Consider the following 19,481-nt stretch of genomic DNA (forward strand, 5'->3'; position numbering starts at 1 on the left):
ATGCTGACGCCGCGTTCTGTGAAGGGCGCCGCATCGTTGGCCATTGTCCTGGCTGTGAGGCGTCCCGACATGGGCTTGCCCAAATCGCCTCAGGTGCGGGCAAAGGGCTCCTAGTCTGACGGCTGACCGCCACCGGAAGCGAGGCGATCCGTGACCGCCACCCTCAGCCCTGACGTGGAGGCGCAGCCGGCACCCGGCGACCCGCCCCGCCGAAGGCGTCTGGAGAAGCTACGGCGGCTCCTCCGGCGCCACAGCGCGTTTCTCGTCCTCATCGCGCTCGGCGGCGTCCTGCGAGCCCTGTTCATGGTCTCGTACAAGCCGGCGTTCTGGTACTTCGGCGACAGCGGCGTGTACATCACGATGTCGGAGGCCAAGGACCTCTACGCGAGCCCCACCCGGGCCCTCGGCTACGTCGTGGCGTTGAAGCTCTTCGAGCCGACGCACACGTTCATGACGCTGATCCTCGTCCAGCACCTGGCGGGGCTGGTGCTCGCCGCCACCATGTACGCGTTCCTGCAGCACCGCGGCGCGCCCCGCTGGCTGTCCTGCCTGGCGATCGTGCCGGTGCTCTTAGACTCGCTCTTCCTCACCGTCGAGCACTACCTGCTGCCCGACCAGATCCTCACGTTCTGTATCGGCATGGCGATCATCGCCGTGCTCTGGAACAAGAAGCCGAGCTGGCGGGCGACCGGTGTGGCCGGGTTCCTGCTGGCCTGCGCCTGGTTTACCAAGCCCACCGCGCTGCCCGTGGTGGTCCTGGTCGGGCTGCTGCTGATCGTGCGGTGGGTGGGCTGGCGCGCCCTCGTGGCGTACGCGGTGACGTTCCTCATCCCGTACCTGCTGGTGATGAACTGGATCGGCGACCGGCAGAGTGTGTACGGCTCGCAGTCCGGCATCGCCCTCTACGGGCGAGCCGCCATGATCGCCGACTGCTCGCGGATCGACCTCACGTTCGAGGAGCAGACCCTCTGCCCCACCCGGCACTTCGACCGCGCCGACGCGTACTTCTGGACGAGCCCGCCGAAGCGGCGCTACATCGCGTACACGCCGGAGGGCGCCAAGCTCTACACCGACTTCTCGCTCGCGGTGATCCGCCAGCAGCCCGGCGACTACCTGCGCTCGGTGGGCAAGGAGAGCCTCGCGCACCTGGTGCCCGGCTTCCGGCTCGGTCCCGACAACGACTGCCTGCGGCTGCGCTGGGCGCCACCGGACGGGTTCCGCGACACGCAGACCGTGCCCAACCGCTGCTATCCGGCCCAGGCGCGTGGCGACTACCAGAAGTGGGCGGCCGATCCCAGGGTCGGACCCGAGCCGACGGCGGTGACCCGCGCGCTGCACGTCTACGGCGAGTACGTGCGGCTCATCCCGACCACGCTCTCGCTCAGCCTGCTGCTCGCGCTGGCGACGCTCATCTCCGGCCTGCGGCTCATCCGGTGGCGGCTGCCCGGCCCGCGCGCGCCCGGCCGGATCAAGCTCGACGTGGTGGTGCTGCTCTTCGCCGGACTGGGCCTGACGATCCTCACCGTCGCGATCGGGATGTACGAGGCCAGGTACGCGATGCCGGCACTGCCGCTCGCCTCCCTGGGCGCCGCGCTCGCCATCTTCGGCCTGACCAGCGGGCGGGTGCGCCCGGCGCCGCCGGAGGAGAAGGCCGCGGAGCAGGAGAGCGCCGAGCCTCAGGCGTCGTAGTCGACGATCAGGCGCTCGGTGTCGGGGCTGGACTGGCAGGTCAGCACGTAACCGGCGGCGACCTCGTCGGGCTCCAGTGCGTAGTTGCGGGCCATGGTGACCGAGCCTTCGACCACCTTGGCCCGGCAGGTCGAGCAGACCCCGCCCTTGCAGGCGAACGGCAGCTCCGACCGCACCTTGAGCGCGGCGTCCAGCACTCGCTCGCCGGCGCCCATCGTGAAGCTCGACGCCCGCCCGTCCAGCAGGATCGTCACCTCGGTACCCCGCGCGTCGGGCTCCGGCCGCCGCGGCGGCTCCGGCACCTCGTCGACGTGGAAGAGCTCGGTGTGCACGGCCGCGTCCGGCACGCCCCGCCCGGAGAGCACCGCGCGCGCGTCGGTGACCAGCCCGTACGGCCCGCACAGGAACCACTCGTCGATCCGATCCCCCGGCACCAGGGTCTCCAGCAGCTCGGCCAGCCGGGCCGCGTCGATCCGGCCGGAGAGCAGGCGGGCCTCCTGCGGCTCCCGGGACAGCACGTGCACCAGGTGCAGCCGGTCCGGGTACACGTCCTTCAGGTCGGCCAGCTCCTCGGCGAACATGACGCTGCGCGCGTACCGGTTGCCGTACACGATGGTGAAACGGCTGGCCGGCTCGACGGCGAGCGCCGTCGCGACAAGCGAAAGCACCGGGGTGACGCCCGACCCCGCGACGACCGCGCCGTAATGGCGGGCCCGGTCCGGCGCGAACGCCGTGGTGAAGTGCCCCAGCGGCGGCATGACCTCGACGGTGTCGCCGGGCCGCAGCGAGCGGGCGGCGTAGGCGGAGAACGTGCCGCCGGGGATCTCCTTGACGCCGATCCGCAGGCGGCCGCGGGTGGCCAGGTCGGCGGGGGTGGAGCAGATGGAGTACGACCGGCGCACGTCCTCGGCCTCGGCGGCCAAGCGCACGGTCAGGTGCTGGCCGGCCCGGAAGTCGAACGCCTCACGCAGCTCGGCCGGCACCGCGAAGGTCACCGCCACCGCGTCGTCGGTCAGCCGGTCGACGGCCTCGACGCGCAGCGCGTGGAACACGGGCCGGCGGCGGACCGGCTTGCGGATGGTGACCGTCATAGCGCCTTCATGTGGTCGAAGGGCTCGCTGCACGCCCGGCACCGCCACAGCGCCTTGCACGCGGTGGAGCCGAAGCGGCTCAGCTGCTCGGTGTCCGGCGAGCCGCAGCGCGGGCAGCGCACGCTCAGCGTGAGCGCGACCGGGCCGGTGCGGTGCGGCGGCGCGATCTGCGCGGCGGCCAGCTTGGCCCGGCCGGACTCGCTGATCCAGTCGGTGGTCCACGGCGGGCCGAACACGGTGCGCACCTCCGCGTCCGGGTGACCGGCCTCGGTCAGCGCGGCGCGGATGTCCTCGCGGATGACGTCCATGGCGGGGCAGCCGGTGTACGTCGGCGTGATCGTCACGGTCACGTGGCCGCTGCCGGCGTCGACGCTGACGTCCCGCAGGATGCCCAGCTCCTCGATCGTGACCACCCGCAGCTCGGGGTCGACGACGCCCGCGGCCGCTTCGCGCGCGGTCACCATTTCGCACCCGGATGCGCGCGGTGCAGCACCTGCATCTCGGCCAGCAGGTACGACAGGTGCTCGGTGTGCACGCCGTCGCGCCCGCCACCGGGCGCCCAGCGGTCGGCCGGCCGGTCCAGCGTCGCCTCGGCGAGCACCGGCTCCACAGTGGACAGCCACTCGTCCCGGCTCACGTCGCCGCTGGTCAGCTCGTGCGTGTACGGCCACAACGCGTCGACCGCCTCCTGCATCCGCCGGTGCGACTCCTCGGTGCCGTCGCCCAGCCGGATCGTCCACTGTGCACTGTGGTCGAGGTGGTACGCGGACTCCTTGCGCGCCTTTGCCGCAATCGCCGCCAGCCGCTCGTCGTCGCCACCGGCCAGCTTCGTGTAGAGCGGCAGCTGGTAGGCGGAGAGGAAGAGCAGCTTGCCGATCGTGACCGCGAAGTCGCCGTTGGGCAGCTCGACCAGCTGGCAGTTGCGAAACTCCCGGTCGTCGCGCAGGTACGCCAGCGCGTCCTCGTCGCGCCCCCGCCCCTCGGCCTCACCGGCGTACGTGAGCAGCAGCCGCGCGGCGCCGAGCTGGTCCAGGGCGATGTTGGCGAGGGCGACGTCCTCCTCCATCTCCGGAGAGCTGGCGTGCCACTCGGCGAGGCGCTGCGCCGCGATGAGCGCGTCGTCGCCGAGGGCGAGCAGGCGGTCGACGTTCATAGATGCTGGGTCCCCTCGGGGACGTCGTAAAAGGTCGGGTGGCGGTACACCTTGTCGGCGGCCGGGTCGAAGAACGCGTCCTTCTCGTCCGGGCTCGACGCGGTGATCTCGGTCGCCGGCACGACCCAGATCGAGACGCCCTCCTGGCGCCGCGTGTAGAGGTCGCGGGCGTTGCGAAGGGCCATCGCGGCGTCCGGAGCGTGCAGGCTGCCGACGTGCCCGTGCGACAGCCCTCGACGCGGGCGGATGAAGACCTCCCACAGCGGCCAGTCGTCGTTTGCCATCAGGCCGCCGCCTTCTTCTTGGCGTAGGCGGCCGCCGCCTCGCGCACCCACGCACCCTCGTCGTGGGCCCGGCGGCGGTGGGCCATCCGCTGGCGGTTGCACGGCCCGTCGCCCTTGATCACGCGCATGAGCTCGTCGTAGTCGGGCTGGGTGTAGTCGTGGGCCTGGCGCTGCTCGTTCCACCGCAGGTCGGGGTCGGGCAGCGTCAGCCCCAGCACGCCGGCCTGCTGCACGCACATGTCCACGAAGCGCTGGCGCAGGTCGTCGTTGGAGAACCGCTTGATCTTCCAGGCCATCGACTGCGCGGAGTGGGTCGAGTCGGCGTCCGGCGGGCCGAACATGGCCAGTGACGGGTACCACCACCGGTCGACCGCGTCCTGCGCCATCGCGTGCTGTCCCTCGGTGCCGTGCGAGAGCGTGTGCAGGATCTCGAAGCCCTGCCGCTGGTGGAAGGACTCCTCCTTGCAGATCCGGATCATCGCCCGCGCGTACGGCCCGTACGAGCAGCGGCACAGCGGCACCTGGTTGACGATCGCGGCGCCGTCGACCAGCCAGCCGATCGCGCCGACGTCGGCCCAGGTGAGCGTGGGGTAGTTGAAGATCGAGCTGTACTTCTGCCGGCCAGCCAGCAGCAGATCCACAAGCTCGTCGCGGCTGATCCCGAGCGTCTCGGCGGCGGCGTAGAGGTAGAGCCCGTGGCCCGCCTCGTCCTGCACCTTGGCGAGCAGGATCGCCTTGCGCTTGAGCGAGGGTGCCCGGCTGATCCAGTTGCCCTCCGGCTGCATGCCGATGATCTCGGAATGGGCGTGCTGGGCGATCTGCCTGATAAGCGTCTTGCGGTACGAATCCGGCATCCAGTCGCGCGGCTCGATCTTCTGATCCGCCTGGATCACCGCATCGAAGTACGCCGCCTCGCCGCTGGCCGCCCCGGTGTTACGGGCCGCCGCCTCGCGGAGGGCGGCCTCGGCTGCCTCAACCTCGCCCAGGAGGTCCGGGATGTCGTTGCCGTACACCTCCCGAGTGTTACATCTTACGGACGGCTTGGCCAGCTTGTGTAATAGATCGGCGCGGAACGTAACTGTAGCGTCACCTAAAGTATCCATTGTGGAGTGACCCGCGTCACGGACGCATCACCAATATCACCATCAATTGGGCTATAGAACCGTAAAACAGTGCCAGCCAGGGAGAATCCACAGCTTCCAGCCCCTGTCGCATGCGGTTTCGAGCCGTAGACTCCTCACGGTCACTCCCCCTCGGCACTGACCCCCTGGACAAGCCCCTCATGCGTTTTCGCGCGACGGTGCTCGTGATCGCCGCTGTCGTCATCGGCGCCGGAGCCCTCTTCGCCGTCCCCGCCGTCATCGGACGGCTGGGTGACGACCCCACGACACCGGCGGCCGGCGGCGCCGGTGCGGGTGGCGCTGTCCCCTCCCGGTCGGCCACACTGCCGCAGTCCTCTTCACCGTCCGCGTCGCCGGAGGATTCCGTGCCCACGCTCGCCGCCGGACCGGTCGAGTACACCGTCGACGGGTTCGCCGCATGGGCGCTGCTCGACCGCGGGACGGGCAGGATCGCCGGCTCGGACAACCTCAGCGAGACCAGCTCCACCGAGTCGATGATCAAGGTCTGGCTGGTCTCCGACTACCTGCGCCGCAACCCCGAGCCCTCGGCGCAGCGGCTGGCGCAGGCGAGCACCGCGATCCGCGACAGCGACGACGACGCGGCACAGTCGCTGTACCTGGACGGCGGCGGCGACGAGGTGGTCCAGCGGATGATCTCGATGTGCGGGCTGACCGACACGAGCGTCGCCCGGCCCGGCTGGTGGAGCTACACGCAGATGTCCCCGCGCGACGCCGTGCGGCTCGGCGAGTGCGTCAAAAACGGCACCGCCGCCGGCCCGACGTGGACCGCGTGGGTGCTGAAGGAGATGACGCTGGTCCGCGGCACGACCGCCGACAAGGACCAGCACGAGACCTCGGGCGGCGGCCGGTGGGGCATCATCGACGGCCTCCCCGACGAGATCGTCGCGCAGGGTGTCGGGATCAAAAACGGCTGGACGTCGATCTGGGCCGACGGCAACTGGCACGTCAACTGCCTTGCCGTGGCAGACGACTGGGTGCTCGCGGTGATGCTCCGCTACCCCGCCGAGCACGGCCTCGACTACGGCGCAAACGTCTGTCGCACCATCACCGAGCAGCTCGTCCGGAGGTAGTCGAATGGCGGCACGGCGGCAAAGCGGCCGATGGATGTGGTGGCTGATCGGCGGCACCGCGCTGATGGGGCTGGTGCTGGCCGGCGTCGGCCTGCGCACCCTGCCCGGCTCCCCGCTCGCCGCGGAGGCGGCCTCGCGCTGGGAGGGCACGACCCCTTCGTCGTCCGCCTCGTCTCCCGGCTCGCAAAAGCCGACCCCGTCGCCGACACCGTCACCCACGCCGAAGCCTTCGCCGTCGCTCAAGCCCTTGGCGGTACGCCCGGCAAAGGTCTCCATCGACGCCAGCGGCTGGTGGTCGTGGTCGATGATCGACCGCCGCACCGGCAAGGTCTACGGCTCGTCGAACATGACGCAGACCAACACGACCGCGTCTCTGATCAAGTCGTGGATCGGCGCCGACTACCTGCGCCGGGCCGCGGAGAGCGGCCAGACCCCGAGTGACGTCCGCATGCAGCAACTCACGATCATGATTCGGGACAGCGACAACGAGGCCGCCCAGTCGCTGTGGGAGGCGGTCGGCGGCTCGGCGTCGATCGGGCGGCTCATCAGGACGTGCAAGCTGACCGACAGCAGCGCGTACAAGAACATGTGGAGCAACACCCGCCTCTCCGCGCGGGACACCGCCCGGCTCGGCGTGTGCATCGCGGACGGCCGCGCCGCCGGCCCGAAGTGGACAAAGTGGCTGATCAACGAGATGCGGGCGGTACGCGGCGTCGGCGACTTCGGGATCCGCAAGGCGTTCCCGGCGAGCACCCAGAAGAACATCGCGATCAAGAACGGCTGGGTCACCCGCGACGCCCTCGGCGAGTGGCACGTCAACTGCCTCGCGATCGGCGACGGCTGGACGATGGGTGTGATGACCCGGTATCCGGCCAGCCTCGGCTACGAGTACGGCGCCAAGATCTGCCAGAACGTGGCGCGACAGCTCAAGAGCTGAAGAACGCCGGCCCTTCCTCGGGCAGCGGGGGCACGTCGCCCCGCTCCGCCGCCCGCCGGGCAAACTCGCGCAGCCCGCTCACCTGGCGACTGCCGAGGGAAAAGTCCAGCACCCGGAAGTACGAGGCGAGGGTGTCCGCGTCGAACGGCTCCCACCGCGCCGCGCTGGCCGCCACGTCGTCCAGCTCGGACAGGCAGAGGTCGCGCGAGTTCAGGAACGACTCGTGCACCTCCTTGACCACGCCCGGGTGGTCGGCGGCGAAGTCGCGGCGCACCGCCCACACCGCGAAGACCATCGGCAGGCCGGTCCACTCCCGCCAGGCCTGGCCGAGGTCGGTGACGGCGAGGCCGCGGCGGGGGGCCTCGTAGAGCGCGCGCAGCGCCACGTCGCCGATCAGCACGCCGGCGTCCGCCTCCAGCAGCATCTGGGTGAGGTCGGGCGGGCAGCTGAAGTACTCGGGCCGGGCGCCGTACCGGTCGGCGAGCAGCATCTGGGCCAGCAGCACGCCGGTGCGCGAGGTGGAGCCGAGGGCCACCTTCGCGCCGTCGAGGTCGGGCAGGGGGCGGGTCGAGACCACGTTCACCGAGAGCACCGGCCCGTCGCTGCCGACCGCGAGGTCGGGGAGCAGGAGCAGCTCGTCGGCGTTGCGCAGGTACTCCACCAGCGAGATCGGCCCGATGTCCAGGTCACCGGCGACAAGGGCGGCGCTGAGCCGGTCGGGCGAGTCCTTGTGGAGGTCGACGTCGATGAGGGCGCCGGAGCGCATGAGACCCCAGTAGATCGGCAGGCAGTTGAGGAACTGGATGTGGCCGACTCGTGGACGCCTCATGATCCCCACCGTATCGGCCGGCAGGCGTCACGAATCAGGCGGATGCCGCAGAAGTGGCCCACGCCGCACGCGCGCCACGCTCCCGCCGCCCCTTCCGCTCCCTGGTCACCGCCCTGGTCACGGGCACCGCCACAAGCGCGACCACGAGCAGCCCGGCCAGGCCGCACCCGGCGATCAGCGGCCGCGGCGCGAAGCTCTCCAGCAGCAGGCCACCGGCCAGGTACCCGATCATGCCGGCGCCCTGGATCGCCGCACCCTGCGCCGCGAACGCCCGCCCGCGCGCCTCGGCCGGCACCCGGCGGGCCATGACCATCGCGAGGAAGACGTTGAGGCCGCCGTTGAGCACGCCGCCGGCGAGCCAGAGTGGCACGAGCCAGCCGATCGCCGGCACCGCGGCGCCCGCCAGCACCGCCGCGCAGCAGAGCCCGAGCATCAGCACGAGCCCGTTGACCAGCGCTCCGTCGTCCGCGGCCCGCCGCGCGGGGCGGGTCAGCAGCCAGGCCCCGGCCAGCATGCCGGCCATCCAGGTCGCCTCCACCAGGCCGAACGCGGTGGTCGAGCCGTCCAGCGTCTCCCGCACGAAGAAGATCTGCACGACGCTCACCGCGCCGACCCCGGCCACCGTCGCGGCGACGGCCGCGGTCACCGCCAGCACCATCGGATCCTGGCGCAGCCGCCATGCGGCGCGCGCTTCGCCGGCCGCTGCCGGCTTTGCGTTGCTTGCAGCATTTCTTCTGGTACGCACGAGAAGCCCCGCCGCGACGAGAGCGAGATAGCTCGCACCGTCGATGAGCAGCGGCACCGTGGTCCCGAACGCCCCGACCAGCAGCCCGGCGAGCGCGGGTCCGACCAGCACGCCCACCGCCCCGGCCGTCTGGTTTACCGCCATGGCGCGGGGCAGGTCGTCCCGCCGCACCATCTCGGGCAGCAGCGCGGCGAGCGTCGGCTGGGTCACCGCGAGGCCGCAGGCGAGGAGGGCCACAAGCGCGATGACCAGGGTGGTGCCGTCCGCGTAGGCGAGCGCGACGCAGATCGCCGCCTGCGCCGCGCCCGCAAAGACGAGCAGCGTACGGCTGTCGACCCGGTCGGCGAGGCGGCCGGTGAGCGGGGCGAGCAGGACAAGCGGCAGGACCGCGGCGAGCATCAGCCCGGACACGGCCAACCCGCCCGCACCCGCGGACTGGAGGGCCAGCGCGAGGGCGGTGGCGGCGAGGAAGTCACCGCAGGTCGAGATCCCGCGCGCCGCCGCCGCGAGGTAGACGTCACCCCAACGCGAACGCGCCTGCTCCGCAGATGTGAAAGACATACTTCGAAAGTAACGCTTCACATCTGCGCGGGCAAGCCCTCAGGTTCGGTTCAGTCGAGCGGCACCGCCTTGTACGTGACAGCCACCGTGCGCGCCCCCTCCGGCGGGTCGGCGATGCGATGCCGCCGCTTGTACGGCTCGATCAGCCGCATCAGCTCGGCGTTGAAGGACTTCAGCTCGTCGGCGGTGAGCAGCAGCACCGACTCGCTCATCAGCGCGCCCGACGCCCACTCGGGAGGCTCGTCCGCGATCCTGGCCAGCCACCCGCGGATGCGGTCGACCTCCCGCGACAGGTACGCGTCGACCAGCGCACCCTCGGCCGCCTGCGTCTCCGGATCGGCCGAGCCGCCGGGGTCCACCTGCCAGGAGTGCACGGTGCTGCGCCAGACCCGCTCCCGCCCGTCACCGCGACTGGGCGCCTCCTCCACAAGCCCGAACCGCGCGAGGGCACGGAGGTGGTAGCTGGTCGCACTGGGCGAGAGCCCCGCCACCGCCGCCGCCTCGGTCGCGGTCAACGCCGCACCACTGGTCCCCAGCTCCTCCATGATCGCCAGCCGCGCCGGGTGCGCGAGGGCCCTCATAACCTGCGGGTCCGTGATCGTTATCCGCTGCTGCTCAGCCGCGTCACGCAACGCGTTACGCCACCTTCAGCTGCTCATCGCCGAAATCGGCGATGAGCTTCAGCGTCCCACCGAGGGCGGCGATATAGCGCCCGAGGACATCCTGCGTCGAGACGGCGCCGGCCTCGATCTGGGACACGCGAGCCACCGAGACGCCCATCCGGGTGGCCACCTGCTCCTGGGTCATGCCGCGTCGCTTGCGCAGCTCAGCCAGCCGCCAGCCACGGGCCTCGTCGAGCATCTCGCCGACAGAGGCTTCGAAAGCCTCCTGGCCGCCCGCCGTCTCCACAGCTCGCGACAGATGGTCGGTGTCGCGCCACCGCTTAACGCCGCTCATCCCCGATCTCCCCCTGCCGTTCCTTCAGATAAATCGCGTAGAGCTGCTCCGCCTCCGGTATGGCGTCGCGGTACCAACGGTCCCACTTACCGGACTTGTCCCCGGCGACCAGCAGCAACGCCGACCGCCAAGGATCGAACACGAAGAGAATCCTGATCTCAGCCCGCCCGGCCGAGGGTGGCCGGAGCTCCTTCAAGTTGCTGATCCGCGAAGCGGTGATGCTGTCGACGAGGGGCCTGCCCTCAGCCGGCCCCGTCCTCTCCAGTACGAGGATTGCCTGGTTGACCAGCCGGTGCGTTTCTCGGTCCGACGCATACAACTCGTCGAGAAATCCCGCCACCTGATCGGTCATCAAGATCTCCCACTCCACCGCTTCACCTCCCAGGTTAAGGATATTGTTAAGTCCAGGCGACGGCAACCGACGGTTATTCGGTGGTGGGTGATTTGTGCGGAGCGTAATCTGGATGGCCGCTTGACGGCCGTGGTGAGCATGCACCGCATCGGGCGTCCCTACGCGCCGGGGTGATCGCCCTGGATACGCGAGCAGTCTCATAGACCACTGCTGAAGGATGGCCGTGCCCGCACAAGACCTTGACACCGAACTCAGTGCTGAACAACAACATCTGGCCGCCTCGCGGGCGGCGCTCAACCGGATGCGGGAGCGGGCCGAAGCGCTCTTCGCGACCGGCGAGCAGGTGGCCGGCGACGCGTACGCGGCCGAGACGCTCGGGCGGACGCTGTCGCGGCGGGTGGCCGAGCTTGCCGACGACCCCGACACGCCGCTGTTCTTCGGGCGGCTGCGGTTTACCGGCAGCGACCACCACATCGGGCGGCGGCACGTCGTCGACGCGGCGGGTGAGCCGATGGTGCTGGACTGGCGGGCGCCGATCTCGCGGGCGTTCTACCGGGCCAGCGCCCGCGACCCGCAGGACGTGCACGTGCGGCGGCGTTTCGGGTACAGCGGTGGCGTCCTTACCAGCTTCGAAGACGAGCACCTCGACCGCGGCGAGGAGCTGGGCACCGCGAGCCGCATCCTGACCGCGGAGATCGAGCGGCCGCGCGTGGGGCCGATGCGGGACATCGTCGCCACGATCCAGCCGGAGCAGGACGAGCTGGTCCGCGCGGACCTGGCCGACTCGATCTGCGTACAGGGCGCGCCGGGCACGGGCAAGACAGCTGTCGGGCTGCACCGGGCGGCCTACCTGCTGTACCTGCACCGCGAGCGGCTGCGCCGCAGCGGCGTGCTGATCGTGGGGCCCAACCGCGCGTTCCTGTCGTACATCTCGGCCGTCCTGCCCGCCCTCGGCGAGGTCGAGGTGGCGCAGACGACGCTCGAAGACCTCATCGCGCGCGTGCCGGTACGCGCGAGCGAGCCGGCCGAGGTGGCCGCGCTCAAGCACGACGAGCGGATGGCCGGTGTGCTGCACCGCGCGCTGTGGGGCAACATCCGCAAGCCCGACGCGCCGATCGTGGTGTCGGACGGCTCGTACCGCTGGCGGATCGCCGAGGAGCCGCTGCGCCGCGTCGTCGACGAGGCGCGGCGGGAAGGGCTGCCGTACGAGACGGGCCGCGAGCGGGTGCGCGCCTGCGTCGTCGGGCTCCTCCAGCGCCAGAGCGAGGCCCGCCGCGGCGACTCGCCGGGCGACGCGTGGCTGCGGAGGATGGGTCGCGCCAAGCCGGTGACCGACTTCCTTGACGCGGTTTGGCCCGCCGTGACGCCGGAGGCACTCGTGTACGGCCTGCTCTCCGACGCCGAAGCGCTCGCCCGGGCGGCCGGTGAGGCGCTCACGCCCGAGGAGCAGGCGGCGCTGCTGTGGACGAAGCCCGCCCGCACCCCCAAGGCGACGCGGTGGAGCGCGGCCGACGCGGTACTCGTGGACGAGGCGTCCGGCCTCATCGAGCGGCCCACCGGCTTCGGCCACGTGGTGCTCGACGAGGCGCAGGACCTGTCGGCCATGCAGTGCCGCGCGATAGCCCGCCGCAGCGAGCACGGCTCGATCACACTCCTCGGCGACCTCGCGCAGGGCACCGCGCCGTGGGCGGCCACCGACTGGCGGGAGTCGCTGCGCCACCTCGGCAAGCCGGAGGCTCCCGTGGTGCCGCTCACGATCGGCTTCCGGGTGCCCGAGGTGGTCGTCACCCTCGCCAACCGGCTGCTGCCCGCGCTGGCGGTGGATGTACCGGAGGCGCGGTCTTTGCGGCATGACGGGGAGCTGAGGGTTCGCGCGGCGGACGACCTCGATGCCACGACGGTGGGTGAGGTGCGGGCGGCGCTCGGGCACGAGGGGTCGGTCGCGGTGATCGCGGCGGACGTGGCCGCGGACCGGCTGCGCGCGGCGCTGGCCGCGGCGGGTGTCGAGGCGGCCGGCCTGGACGACCAGGCGGCGCGGGTCACGGTGGTGCCGGCGAGCCTGGCCAAGGGCCTGGAGTACGACCACGTCGTGGTGGTCGAGCCGGCGCAGATCGTGGCAGCCGAGCCGCGCGGGCTGCACCGCCTCTACGTGGTGCTCACCCGGGCCGTCTCCCGCTTGTCGGTGGTCCACGCCGAGCCACTACCGGCCGCTCTTGTGTAAGAGCTCTTGCAGTGTAATTGTGTAATCATGCGCGACAGGACGTGGGCGGGAGCCCGCCAGGAGCCGCCGCCGGCAGATGACGCGGCGGCGTGGGTCACGGGTGCGGTGCCGGAGGGGTGGTTCACCGAGCCGCCCGAGATCGTCATCGACCGGGACGAGATCGTCATCGTGGGGCGGCTGCCCCAGCCGCAGCTCGCCGAGGGTGCGAGCGACGCCGACCGGGCAGCCGCCGAGGCCGGCCGGATCAACCAGCACCGCGAGGACACCCGCGAGCGACGGATCAAGATCGCACAGCAGCTGGAGCGCCGCTACCAGCGCAAGGTCGCCTGGGGCGCGGCGTGCGGCGGCACAAGCCACCTGTTCACCAACCTCTCCGCACCGGTCATGACCCGGCTCCGCCAGCCCGAGCGCCAGGTGCTCGACACGCTCGTCGAGGCTGGCGTCGCCCGCTCCCGTTCCGACGCGCTCGCCTGGTGCGTGCGGCTGGTGGGCGAGCACACAAACACCTGGCTCGACGAGCTGCGCGACGCGATGGGCGCGGTGGCCGAGCTACGCAAGCGGGGGCCGGACGTCTCCTGACCTTTCCGTTCAGCGGAAGGACCTACCGCCGCCGGGCCGCGCGGGGGCAACATGAGGCATGCGTACCCAGGTTGCGATCGTCGGCGCCGGGCCCGCCGGCCTGATGCTGGCCCACCTGCTGCGGCTCGGCGGCATCGACTCGGTGGTGCTGGAGCGGCGCAGCCGCGACTACGTCGAGCGGCGGGTGCGCGCCGGCGTGCTCGAGCACCCCACCGTCGAGCTGCTGCGCGAGGTGGGCGTCGCCGACCGCCTCGACCGCGAGGGCATGCCGCACCACGGCATATCGCTGCGGTTCGACGGGGCCGACCACCGGATCGCGCTGTCGGAGCTGACCGGCAAGACCATCACGGTGTACGGGCAGCAGGAGGTCGTCAAGGACCTCATCGCGGCCCGGCTCACGGCCGGCGAGCCGCTGCTGTTCGAGGTCACCGACGTGACGGTCGACCCGGAAACGCCGCTCGTCACGTTCACCGGCGCGGACGGCGTGGCGCAGCGGCTGGAGTGCGACTTCGTCGCCGGCTGCGACGGCTCGCACGGTGTCTGCGCGCAGCTGGTGCAGGGCACGGTCCACGCCCACGACTACCCGTTCGCGTGGCTGGGCGTGCTGGCCAAGGCGCCGCCGTCGCACAGCGAGCTGATCTACACGTACCACGAGCGGGGCTTCGCGCTGCACAGCATGCGTACGCCCGAGATCACCCGGCTGTACCTGCAGGTCGCGCCGGACGAGCGGATCGAGGACTGGTCCGACGGCCGGATCTGGGACGAGCTGGGCCGGCGGCTGGCCGCGGACGGGTTCACGCTCGCGACCGGGCCGATCCTGGAAAAGGGCATCACGACCATGCGCAGCGTGGTCACCGAGCCGATGCGACAGGACCGCCTCTTCCTGGCCGGCGACGCCGCGCACATCGTCCCGCCCACCGGCGCCAAGGGCATGAACCTGGCGATCGCCGACGTATGGGTGCTGGCGCAGGCGCTCGGCGCGTACTTCCGCGACGGCCGCACGGACCTGCTCGACGCGTACAGCGAGACGTGCCTGCGCCGCGTGTGGCGGGCCGAGCACTTCTCGTGGTGGATGACGAGCATGCTGCACAAGGCCCCCGACGCGGACGCCTTCCAGCAGCGACTCCAGCTGGCCCAGCTCCGCTACGTGGCCAGCTCCGAGGCCGCCGCCACCAGCCTGGCCGAAAACTACGTAGGCCTACCCCATCGCTCCGCCGCGGGTTAGCGTCGGGGCGGGAGGAGGCGCCCATGTCTCTCACCGACCTGCGCGAAGACCTCATCGCCAGCCTCGGGCCGGACGGGGTGGTCACCGATCCGGCGCACCTGCGGACCTACGAGTGCGACGCCCTCACCGGCTACCGGGTGGTGCCCGCGCTCGTCGCCCTGCCGCGTGACGCCGCGGAGGTGGCGGCCGCCGTGACCGCGTGCGCGAGGTACAAAGTGCCCTTCGTCGCCCGGGGCGCCGGCACGGGCCTCTCCGGTGGCGCGCTGCCCGTGGCAGACGGAGTGGTGATCTCGCTGCAGCGGCTCCGGCGGGTGGTCGAGGTGGACCCGGTCGACCGGCGGGCCACCGTGGAGCCGGGGGTGACCAACCTCGACATCAGCCGCGCCGCCGCGAAGTACGGCCTCTACTACTCCCCCGACCCGTCCAGCCAGCAGGTCTGCACGATCGGCGGCAACGTGGCGGAAAACTCGGGCGGGGCGCACTGCCTCAAGTACGGCTTCACGGTCAACCACATCCTCGCCGTCGACGTGGTCCTCCCGGACGGCACCGCGACGCGGCTGGGCGGCGACGCGCCGCACCAGGCGGGGTTCGACCTGCTCGGCGCGTTCGTGGGCACCGAGGGCACGCTCGGCATCGTGACCGGCGTCGTCGTGAGGCTGCTGCACACGCCGGCGACGGTACGCACGCTCGTGGCCAACTTCGACTCCACAAAGGACGCCGGCGACGCGGTCACGGCGGTGATCGCGGCGGGCATCGTGCCGGCGGCGATCGAGATGATGGACAACCTCGCGATCCAGGCGGTCAACGCCGCCGTCGACGCCGGCTTCGACCCGGACACGGCGGCCGCGCTGATCGTCGAGCTGGACGGGCCGGCCGACGAGGTTGAAGCGCGCTTCGCCGACCTCACTCGCCTCTGCGACAAGGCCACGGCGGTGACGGTCGCGCGGGACGCGGCGCACCGGGCGGCGATCTGGCAGGGGCGGAAGGCGGCGTTCGCGGCCGTGGGGCGGCTCAGCCCCAACTACTTCGTGCAGGACGGCGTCGTGCCGCGCACCCGGCTGGGTGAGGCGCTGACCCGGATCGCGGAGATGGGTGACACGGCGGGCATCCGGGTGGCCAACGTCTTCCACGCCGGCGACGGCAACCTCCACCCGCTGGTGCTTTACAGCGAGGAGCGCGGCGAGCACGAGCGTGCCGAGGCGCTCTCCACCGCGATCGCCGAGCTCTGCGTGGAGCTGGGCGGCTCGCTCTCCGGGGAGCACGGCATCGGCACCGACAAGGCGTGCTCAATGCCGCGGATGTTCTCGGCGGACGACCTGGCCACGATGCAGCGGCTGCGGGCGGCGTTCGACCCCGAAGGGCTGTGCAACCCGGGCAAGGTCTTCCCCACCCCGCGGCTGTGCGGCGAGCGGCCGGGGCCGTACCGCCCGCACCCGCTGGAGGCGGCCGGCGTCATCGAGCGGCTATGAGGCCCACCTCGCTCGCCGAGCTGCGTGACGCGGTGCGGGACACGCAGGGCACGCTGCTGGTCAAGGGCGCGGGCACGGCCGAGGGCTGGGCCGGCGTGCCGGACCCGACCGACCACGTGCTGGAGACGACCGGGCTGACCGGAGTGATCACGTACAACCCGGCCGACATGACGGTCGCGGTGCGCGCCGGCACGCCGTTTGCCGCGCTCCAGCGGGAGCTGGCGGCCGGCGGGCAGCGCGTCTGTCTCGACCCGGCCCGCGCGGCGGCCGGTGCCACAGTGGGCGGGCTCGTCGCCACCGCGGACGCGGGCCCGCTGCGTCATGCGTACGGCGGGCCGCGTGACCTGCTCATCGGCGTGACGGTGGTGCTCGCCGACGGCACCGTCGCCCGCTCCGGCGGCCACGTCATCAAAAACGTCGCCGGGTACGACCTCGGCAAGCTGCTCTGCGGTTCGTTCGGCACGCTCGGCGTGATCGCGGAGGTGGTGCTCCGCGTACACCCGCTGCCGCCCGCCTCCCGTACCGTCTCGATCCCCTGCGACGCGACGGAGGCCGTGGAGCACACGGGGCGGGTGCTTGAGGCGCGGCTGGAGCCGGCCGCGCTGGAGTGGTGCGACGGCGAGCTGCTCGCCCGGTACGAGGGTGTGGAGTCCAGTGTGGAGCTTCGCGCGGCGGCCACGCCCGGCGGCACAACGCTGTCCACTTCGGACGCGGAGGCGGCCTGGCGCAGGGTGGCCGAGGTCGGCGACGGCGACCTAGTGGTGCGCTGCGGCTCGCGCCCCAGCCAGCTGCCCGCCGTGGCAAAGCACGCCACCTCGCTGACCAGCAGCACGGCGGTGGGCGTGCACACCCTCACCGTCACCGACGTCGACCGCCTCCGCGAGGAGTTCCCCCAGGTGACGGTGCTGCGTAGTGCACCCGGCACGCAGGCGTGGGGCGAGCCGCACGCGGCGGTACCGCTGATGCGCGCGGTCAAGCAGCGGTTCGACCCGGACGGCCGGCTGGGGCCGGGTCGCTACCGGCCGTGGTTCTAGAGGAGGGTTCGAGTGGCTTTCGACGTCGACCGGGCGCTGCTCGACGAGTGTGTCCACTGTGGCTTCTGCCTGCCCACCTGCCCCACGTACGTGGTCACCGGCGACGAGGCCGAGTCGCCGCGCGGCCGCATCTACCTCATGGACCTCGCGAGCCGGGGCGAGGCGCCGGTCGCCGGGCCGGTCACCCAGCACCTCGACTCGTGCCTCGGCTGCCTCGCCTGCGTGCCGGCCTGCCCGTCGGGCGTGAGGTACAACGCGCTCATCGAGTCGGCCCGCCCGCAGCTGGACCGCGAGGTGCCGCTCGACAGGTTCTTCCGGACGGCGGTGTTCGCGCTCTTCCCGTACCCGCGACGGCTGCGCGCCGCCGCGCTCGGCGGGCTGCTGTACCGGCGGCTGGGCATCCAGTGGCTGACCCACCGCTCAGGGCTGCTCGGCCGCCTGCCGGCGCGGGCGCGGGCGCTGGAAGGGCTGCTGCCGCCGGTGCGGGTCAAGGACCTGTTCTCGCGCACCCGGGGTGCCGAGCCGGCAGGTGGCGGCCGCACCGTGGCGCTGCTCACGGGCTGCGCCCAGCGGGTCTTCTTCAAGCCGGTCAACGACGCGACCGCGCGGGTCCTCGCCGCCGAGGGCTGCAACGTCGCCGTGCCCAGGCGCCAGGGGTGCTGCGGCGCGCTGAGCCTGCACACCGGGCGGGACGTGGAGGCACGGGAGTTCGCGCGGCGCACGATCGACGCGTTCGAGGGGTACGACACGGTGGTCGTCAACGTGGCGGGCTGCGGTTCGGTGCTCAAGGAGTACGGCGAGCTGCTGCACGACGACCCGCGGTACGCCGAGCGCGCGGCCGCCTTCGCCGGACGCGTGCGGGACGTGAGCGAGGTGCTCGCCGAACTGGAGCCGGTGGCGCCGCGGCATCCGCTTCCGCTGCGGGTGGCGTACCACGACGCCTGCCACCTCGCGAACGCCCAGCGGATCACCCGCGAGCCCCGCGACGTGCTCCGCTCGATCCCCGGCGTCGAGCTCGTCGACGTGCCGGAGGAGAAGATCTGCTGCGGCTCGGCCGGCGTCTACAACCTGCTCCAGCCGGACATGGCCGAGCAGCTCGGCCGTCGCAAGGCGGAAAACCTGGCCTCCGCGCGACCGGACGTGATCGCGACCGGCAACGCCGGCTGCCTGCTGCAGATCCGCCGGTACACGGAGGACGGCACGCCGATCATGCACCCGGTGGAGCTGCTGGACCGGTCAATCCGGGGTGCAGCTGCGGAGACGGCGCCGTAGCGGTCGCGCTGCTCAACAGCCTCAGCGCCTGCTCGGACGGGCTGCCCGGCTCGGCGTGGTAGACGATCAGAAACTGTCCCGGGCTGCCGTTCACCGAAAACGTCTCGTACGCCATCGTCAGCTCCCCGACCATGGCGTGCACGTACACCTTGGTGCCAGCGGTCTTGGCACCCACGTCGTGGCGCGCCCACAGCCGGCGGAAGTCATCGCTCTTCAGGGACAGCTCGCCGACCAGCTCGACGAGGCGCGGGTCGTCGAGGTCGGTGCCGGCCGTGGTCCGGAGCGTGGAGACGGTCTCCGAGGCCACGCGCTCCCAGTCCTTGTAGATCTGCTTCGTCTCGGGGTCCAGGAAGATCACCCGGAGCTGGTTCTGCCCCTTGACCGAGCAGTGGTTGAGCGTGGCCGCGAGCCGGTTGTTGGCCAGCACGTCCAGGTAACGCCCGATCACCAGGGCCGGCGTGTCGGTCCAGGCCTCCAGCAGTCGTTCGAGGTGCGGGCTCACCCGCTCCGGCTGGCTGGGTCGGCGCCGCCGGCGGGTCGCCGGGCGGGCCAGCTCGCGCAGGTGGGCGACACCCTCCTCGTCCAGGGTGAAGACCCGGGCGAGCGCCTCGATCACCTGATCGGACGGGTGCTTGTCGCGGCCCTGCTCGAGGCGGATGTAGTAGTCGGCGCTCATCCCGGCGAGCAACGCGACCTCCTCGCGGCGCAGGCCCGGCACCCGCCTGCGCCCCGGGTCCGGCAGGCCGAAGTCTTCCGGGCGGGTCAGCTCGCGCCGCGCCCGCAGAAACTCGCCGAGCTGGTTGCTGCTGTCCATCCGTCGAGCCTAGGCCGGCCGGCTGCGGCGAGCCTGGTCCCCGCACTACCAGGGTCC

20 protein-coding genes are annotated in these 19,481 nt (G+C 71.8%); 9 read left to right on the top strand and 11 right to left on the bottom strand.

What is annotated here, in order from left to right; all coding sequences use genetic code 11:
* Nucleotides 1-150 precede the first annotated feature (150 nt).
* Entirely contained in the window at nt 151-1,689 is a 1,539-nt protein-coding gene (locus tag Phou_RS16505) for a phospholipid carrier-dependent glycosyltransferase (RefSeq protein WP_173056835.1), read from the top strand.
* Here Phou_RS16505 and paaE read toward each other — a convergent pair.
* From paaE to paaA, 5 genes are read right to left on the bottom strand one after another with little or no spacing between them, the layout of a single operon-like run.
* Nucleotides 1,677-2,780 carry a 1,2-phenylacetyl-CoA epoxidase subunit PaaE gene (gene paaE / locus Phou_RS16510; protein ID WP_173056836.1) on the bottom strand — a complete coding sequence of 368 codons (1,104 nt, stop codon included), beginning with the start codon at nt 2,778-2,780 and terminating at the stop codon, nt 1,677-1,679. The two genes, Phou_RS16505 and paaE, sit on opposite strands and share 13 nt — an antisense overlap.
* Nucleotides 2,777-3,244, bottom strand: coding sequence for a 1,2-phenylacetyl-CoA epoxidase subunit PaaD (gene paaD, locus Phou_RS16515; protein ID WP_173056837.1), 468 nt, complete (start codon nt 3,242-3,244; stop codon nt 2,777-2,779). Before paaD ends, paaE begins: the two co-directional genes overlap by 4 nt.
* Nucleotides 3,238-3,933 (bottom strand): 1,2-phenylacetyl-CoA epoxidase subunit PaaC, encoded by a 696-nt coding sequence (paaC, locus tag Phou_RS16520; RefSeq protein WP_173056838.1) that lies wholly within the window; start codon nt 3,931-3,933, stop codon nt 3,238-3,240. Before paaC ends, paaD begins: the two co-directional genes overlap by 7 nt.
* Nucleotides 3,930-4,217: a 1,2-phenylacetyl-CoA epoxidase subunit PaaB gene (gene paaB, locus Phou_RS16525; protein WP_173056839.1), complete on the bottom strand. Its 288-nt coding sequence runs from the start codon at nt 4,215-4,217 to the stop codon at nt 3,930-3,932. Before paaB ends, paaC begins: the two co-directional genes overlap by 4 nt.
* On the bottom strand, nt 4,217-5,230 hold the full coding sequence (paaA, locus tag Phou_RS16530; RefSeq protein WP_371872133.1) for a 1,2-phenylacetyl-CoA epoxidase subunit PaaA: 1,014 nt from the start codon (nt 5,228-5,230) through the stop codon (nt 4,217-4,219). The genes paaB and paaA overlap by 1 nt, the downstream gene beginning before the upstream one ends.
* A gap of 269 nt (nt 5,231-5,499) precedes the next feature.
* Between paaA and Phou_RS16535 the strand changes: the two genes are divergently transcribed.
* Together Phou_RS16535 and Phou_RS16540 are read left to right on the top strand one after the other, a co-directional pair.
* A complete protein-coding gene (locus Phou_RS16535; RefSeq protein ID WP_173056841.1) occupies nt 5,500-6,429 on the top strand; it encodes a hypothetical protein in 930 nt (309 codons plus the stop codon).
* A 34-nt stretch (nt 6,430-6,463) separates the two neighbouring features.
* Complete coding sequence (locus Phou_RS16540) at nt 6,464-7,366, top strand: serine hydrolase (protein WP_246273589.1); 903 nt, start codon at nt 6,464-6,466, stop codon at nt 7,364-7,366.
* On the opposite strand, the gene Phou_RS16545 is transcribed toward Phou_RS16540, so the two are convergent.
* Genes Phou_RS16545 through Phou_RS16565 form a run of 5 tightly spaced genes read right to left on the bottom strand, consistent with a single transcriptional unit; the run spans nt 7,356 to nt 10,810 of the window.
* A complete protein-coding gene (locus Phou_RS16545; protein ID WP_173056843.1) occupies nt 7,356-8,195 on the bottom strand; it encodes a menaquinone biosynthetic enzyme MqnA/MqnD family protein in 840 nt (279 codons plus the stop codon). The genes Phou_RS16540 and Phou_RS16545 overlap by 11 nt on opposite strands.
* A 34-nt stretch (nt 8,196-8,229) precedes the next feature.
* The gene (locus Phou_RS16550; protein ID WP_173056844.1) at nt 8,230-9,501 is read right to left on the bottom strand and encodes an MFS transporter; all 1,272 of its coding nucleotides are present in this window, start codon (nt 9,499-9,501) and stop codon (nt 8,230-8,232) included.
* A 50-nt stretch (nt 9,502-9,551) separates the two neighbouring features.
* Nucleotides 9,552-10,082 carry an ArsR/SmtB family transcription factor gene (locus tag Phou_RS16555; protein WP_173056845.1) on the bottom strand — a complete coding sequence of 177 codons (531 nt, stop codon included), beginning with the start codon at nt 10,080-10,082 and terminating at the stop codon, nt 9,552-9,554.
* 55 nt (nt 10,083-10,137) lie between these two features.
* The gene (locus Phou_RS16560) at nt 10,138-10,458 is read right to left on the bottom strand and encodes a helix-turn-helix domain-containing protein (RefSeq protein WP_173056846.1); all 321 of its coding nucleotides are present in this window, start codon (nt 10,456-10,458) and stop codon (nt 10,138-10,140) included.
* The gene (locus Phou_RS16565; RefSeq protein WP_173058455.1) at nt 10,445-10,810 is read right to left on the bottom strand and encodes a type II toxin-antitoxin system RelE/ParE family toxin; all 366 of its coding nucleotides are present in this window, start codon (nt 10,808-10,810) and stop codon (nt 10,445-10,447) included. Before Phou_RS16565 ends, Phou_RS16560 begins: the two co-directional genes overlap by 14 nt.
* 217 nt (nt 10,811-11,027) lie before the next feature.
* Here Phou_RS16565 and Phou_RS16570 point away from each other — a divergent pair, with 217 nt between their 5' ends.
* From Phou_RS16570 to Phou_RS16595, 6 genes are read left to right on the top strand one after another with little or no spacing between them, the layout of a single operon-like run.
* On the top strand, nt 11,028-13,031 hold the full coding sequence (locus tag Phou_RS16570; protein ID WP_173056847.1) for a HelD family protein: 2,004 nt from the start codon (nt 11,028-11,030) through the stop codon (nt 13,029-13,031).
* Between the two features lie 27 nt (nt 13,032-13,058).
* A complete protein-coding gene (gene abmR / locus Phou_RS16575) occupies nt 13,059-13,610 on the top strand; it encodes an ATP-binding transcription factor AbmR (protein WP_173056848.1) in 552 nt (183 codons plus the stop codon).
* Between the two features lie 58 nt (nt 13,611-13,668).
* Complete coding sequence (locus tag Phou_RS16580) at nt 13,669-14,835, top strand: 4-hydroxybenzoate 3-monooxygenase (protein WP_173056849.1); 1,167 nt, start codon at nt 13,669-13,671, stop codon at nt 14,833-14,835.
* A gap of 23 nt (nt 14,836-14,858) precedes the next feature.
* The gene (locus Phou_RS16585) at nt 14,859-16,304 is read left to right on the top strand and encodes an FAD-linked oxidase C-terminal domain-containing protein (protein ID WP_173056850.1); all 1,446 of its coding nucleotides are present in this window, start codon (nt 14,859-14,861) and stop codon (nt 16,302-16,304) included.
* The gene (locus tag Phou_RS16590) at nt 16,301-17,338 is read left to right on the top strand and encodes an FAD-binding oxidoreductase (protein WP_173056851.1); all 1,038 of its coding nucleotides are present in this window, start codon (nt 16,301-16,303) and stop codon (nt 17,336-17,338) included. The genes Phou_RS16585 and Phou_RS16590 overlap by 4 nt, the downstream gene beginning before the upstream one ends.
* Nucleotides 17,339-17,350: 12 nt before the next feature.
* Nucleotides 17,351-18,610 carry a (Fe-S)-binding protein gene (locus Phou_RS16595; RefSeq protein WP_173056852.1) on the top strand — a complete coding sequence of 420 codons (1,260 nt, stop codon included), beginning with the start codon at nt 17,351-17,353 and terminating at the stop codon, nt 18,608-18,610.
* Here the strand turns inward: Phou_RS16595 and Phou_RS16600 are convergent.
* On the bottom strand, nt 18,546-19,424 hold the full coding sequence (locus tag Phou_RS16600) for a helix-turn-helix transcriptional regulator (RefSeq protein WP_173056853.1): 879 nt from the start codon (nt 19,422-19,424) through the stop codon (nt 18,546-18,548). The genes Phou_RS16595 and Phou_RS16600 overlap by 65 nt on opposite strands.
* Nucleotides 19,425-19,481 lie beyond the last annotated feature (57 nt).

Source organism: Phytohabitans houttuyneae (genome assembly GCF_011764425.1).
Classification (GTDB): Bacteria; Actinomycetota; Actinomycetes; order Mycobacteriales; family Micromonosporaceae; genus Phytohabitans; species Phytohabitans houttuyneae.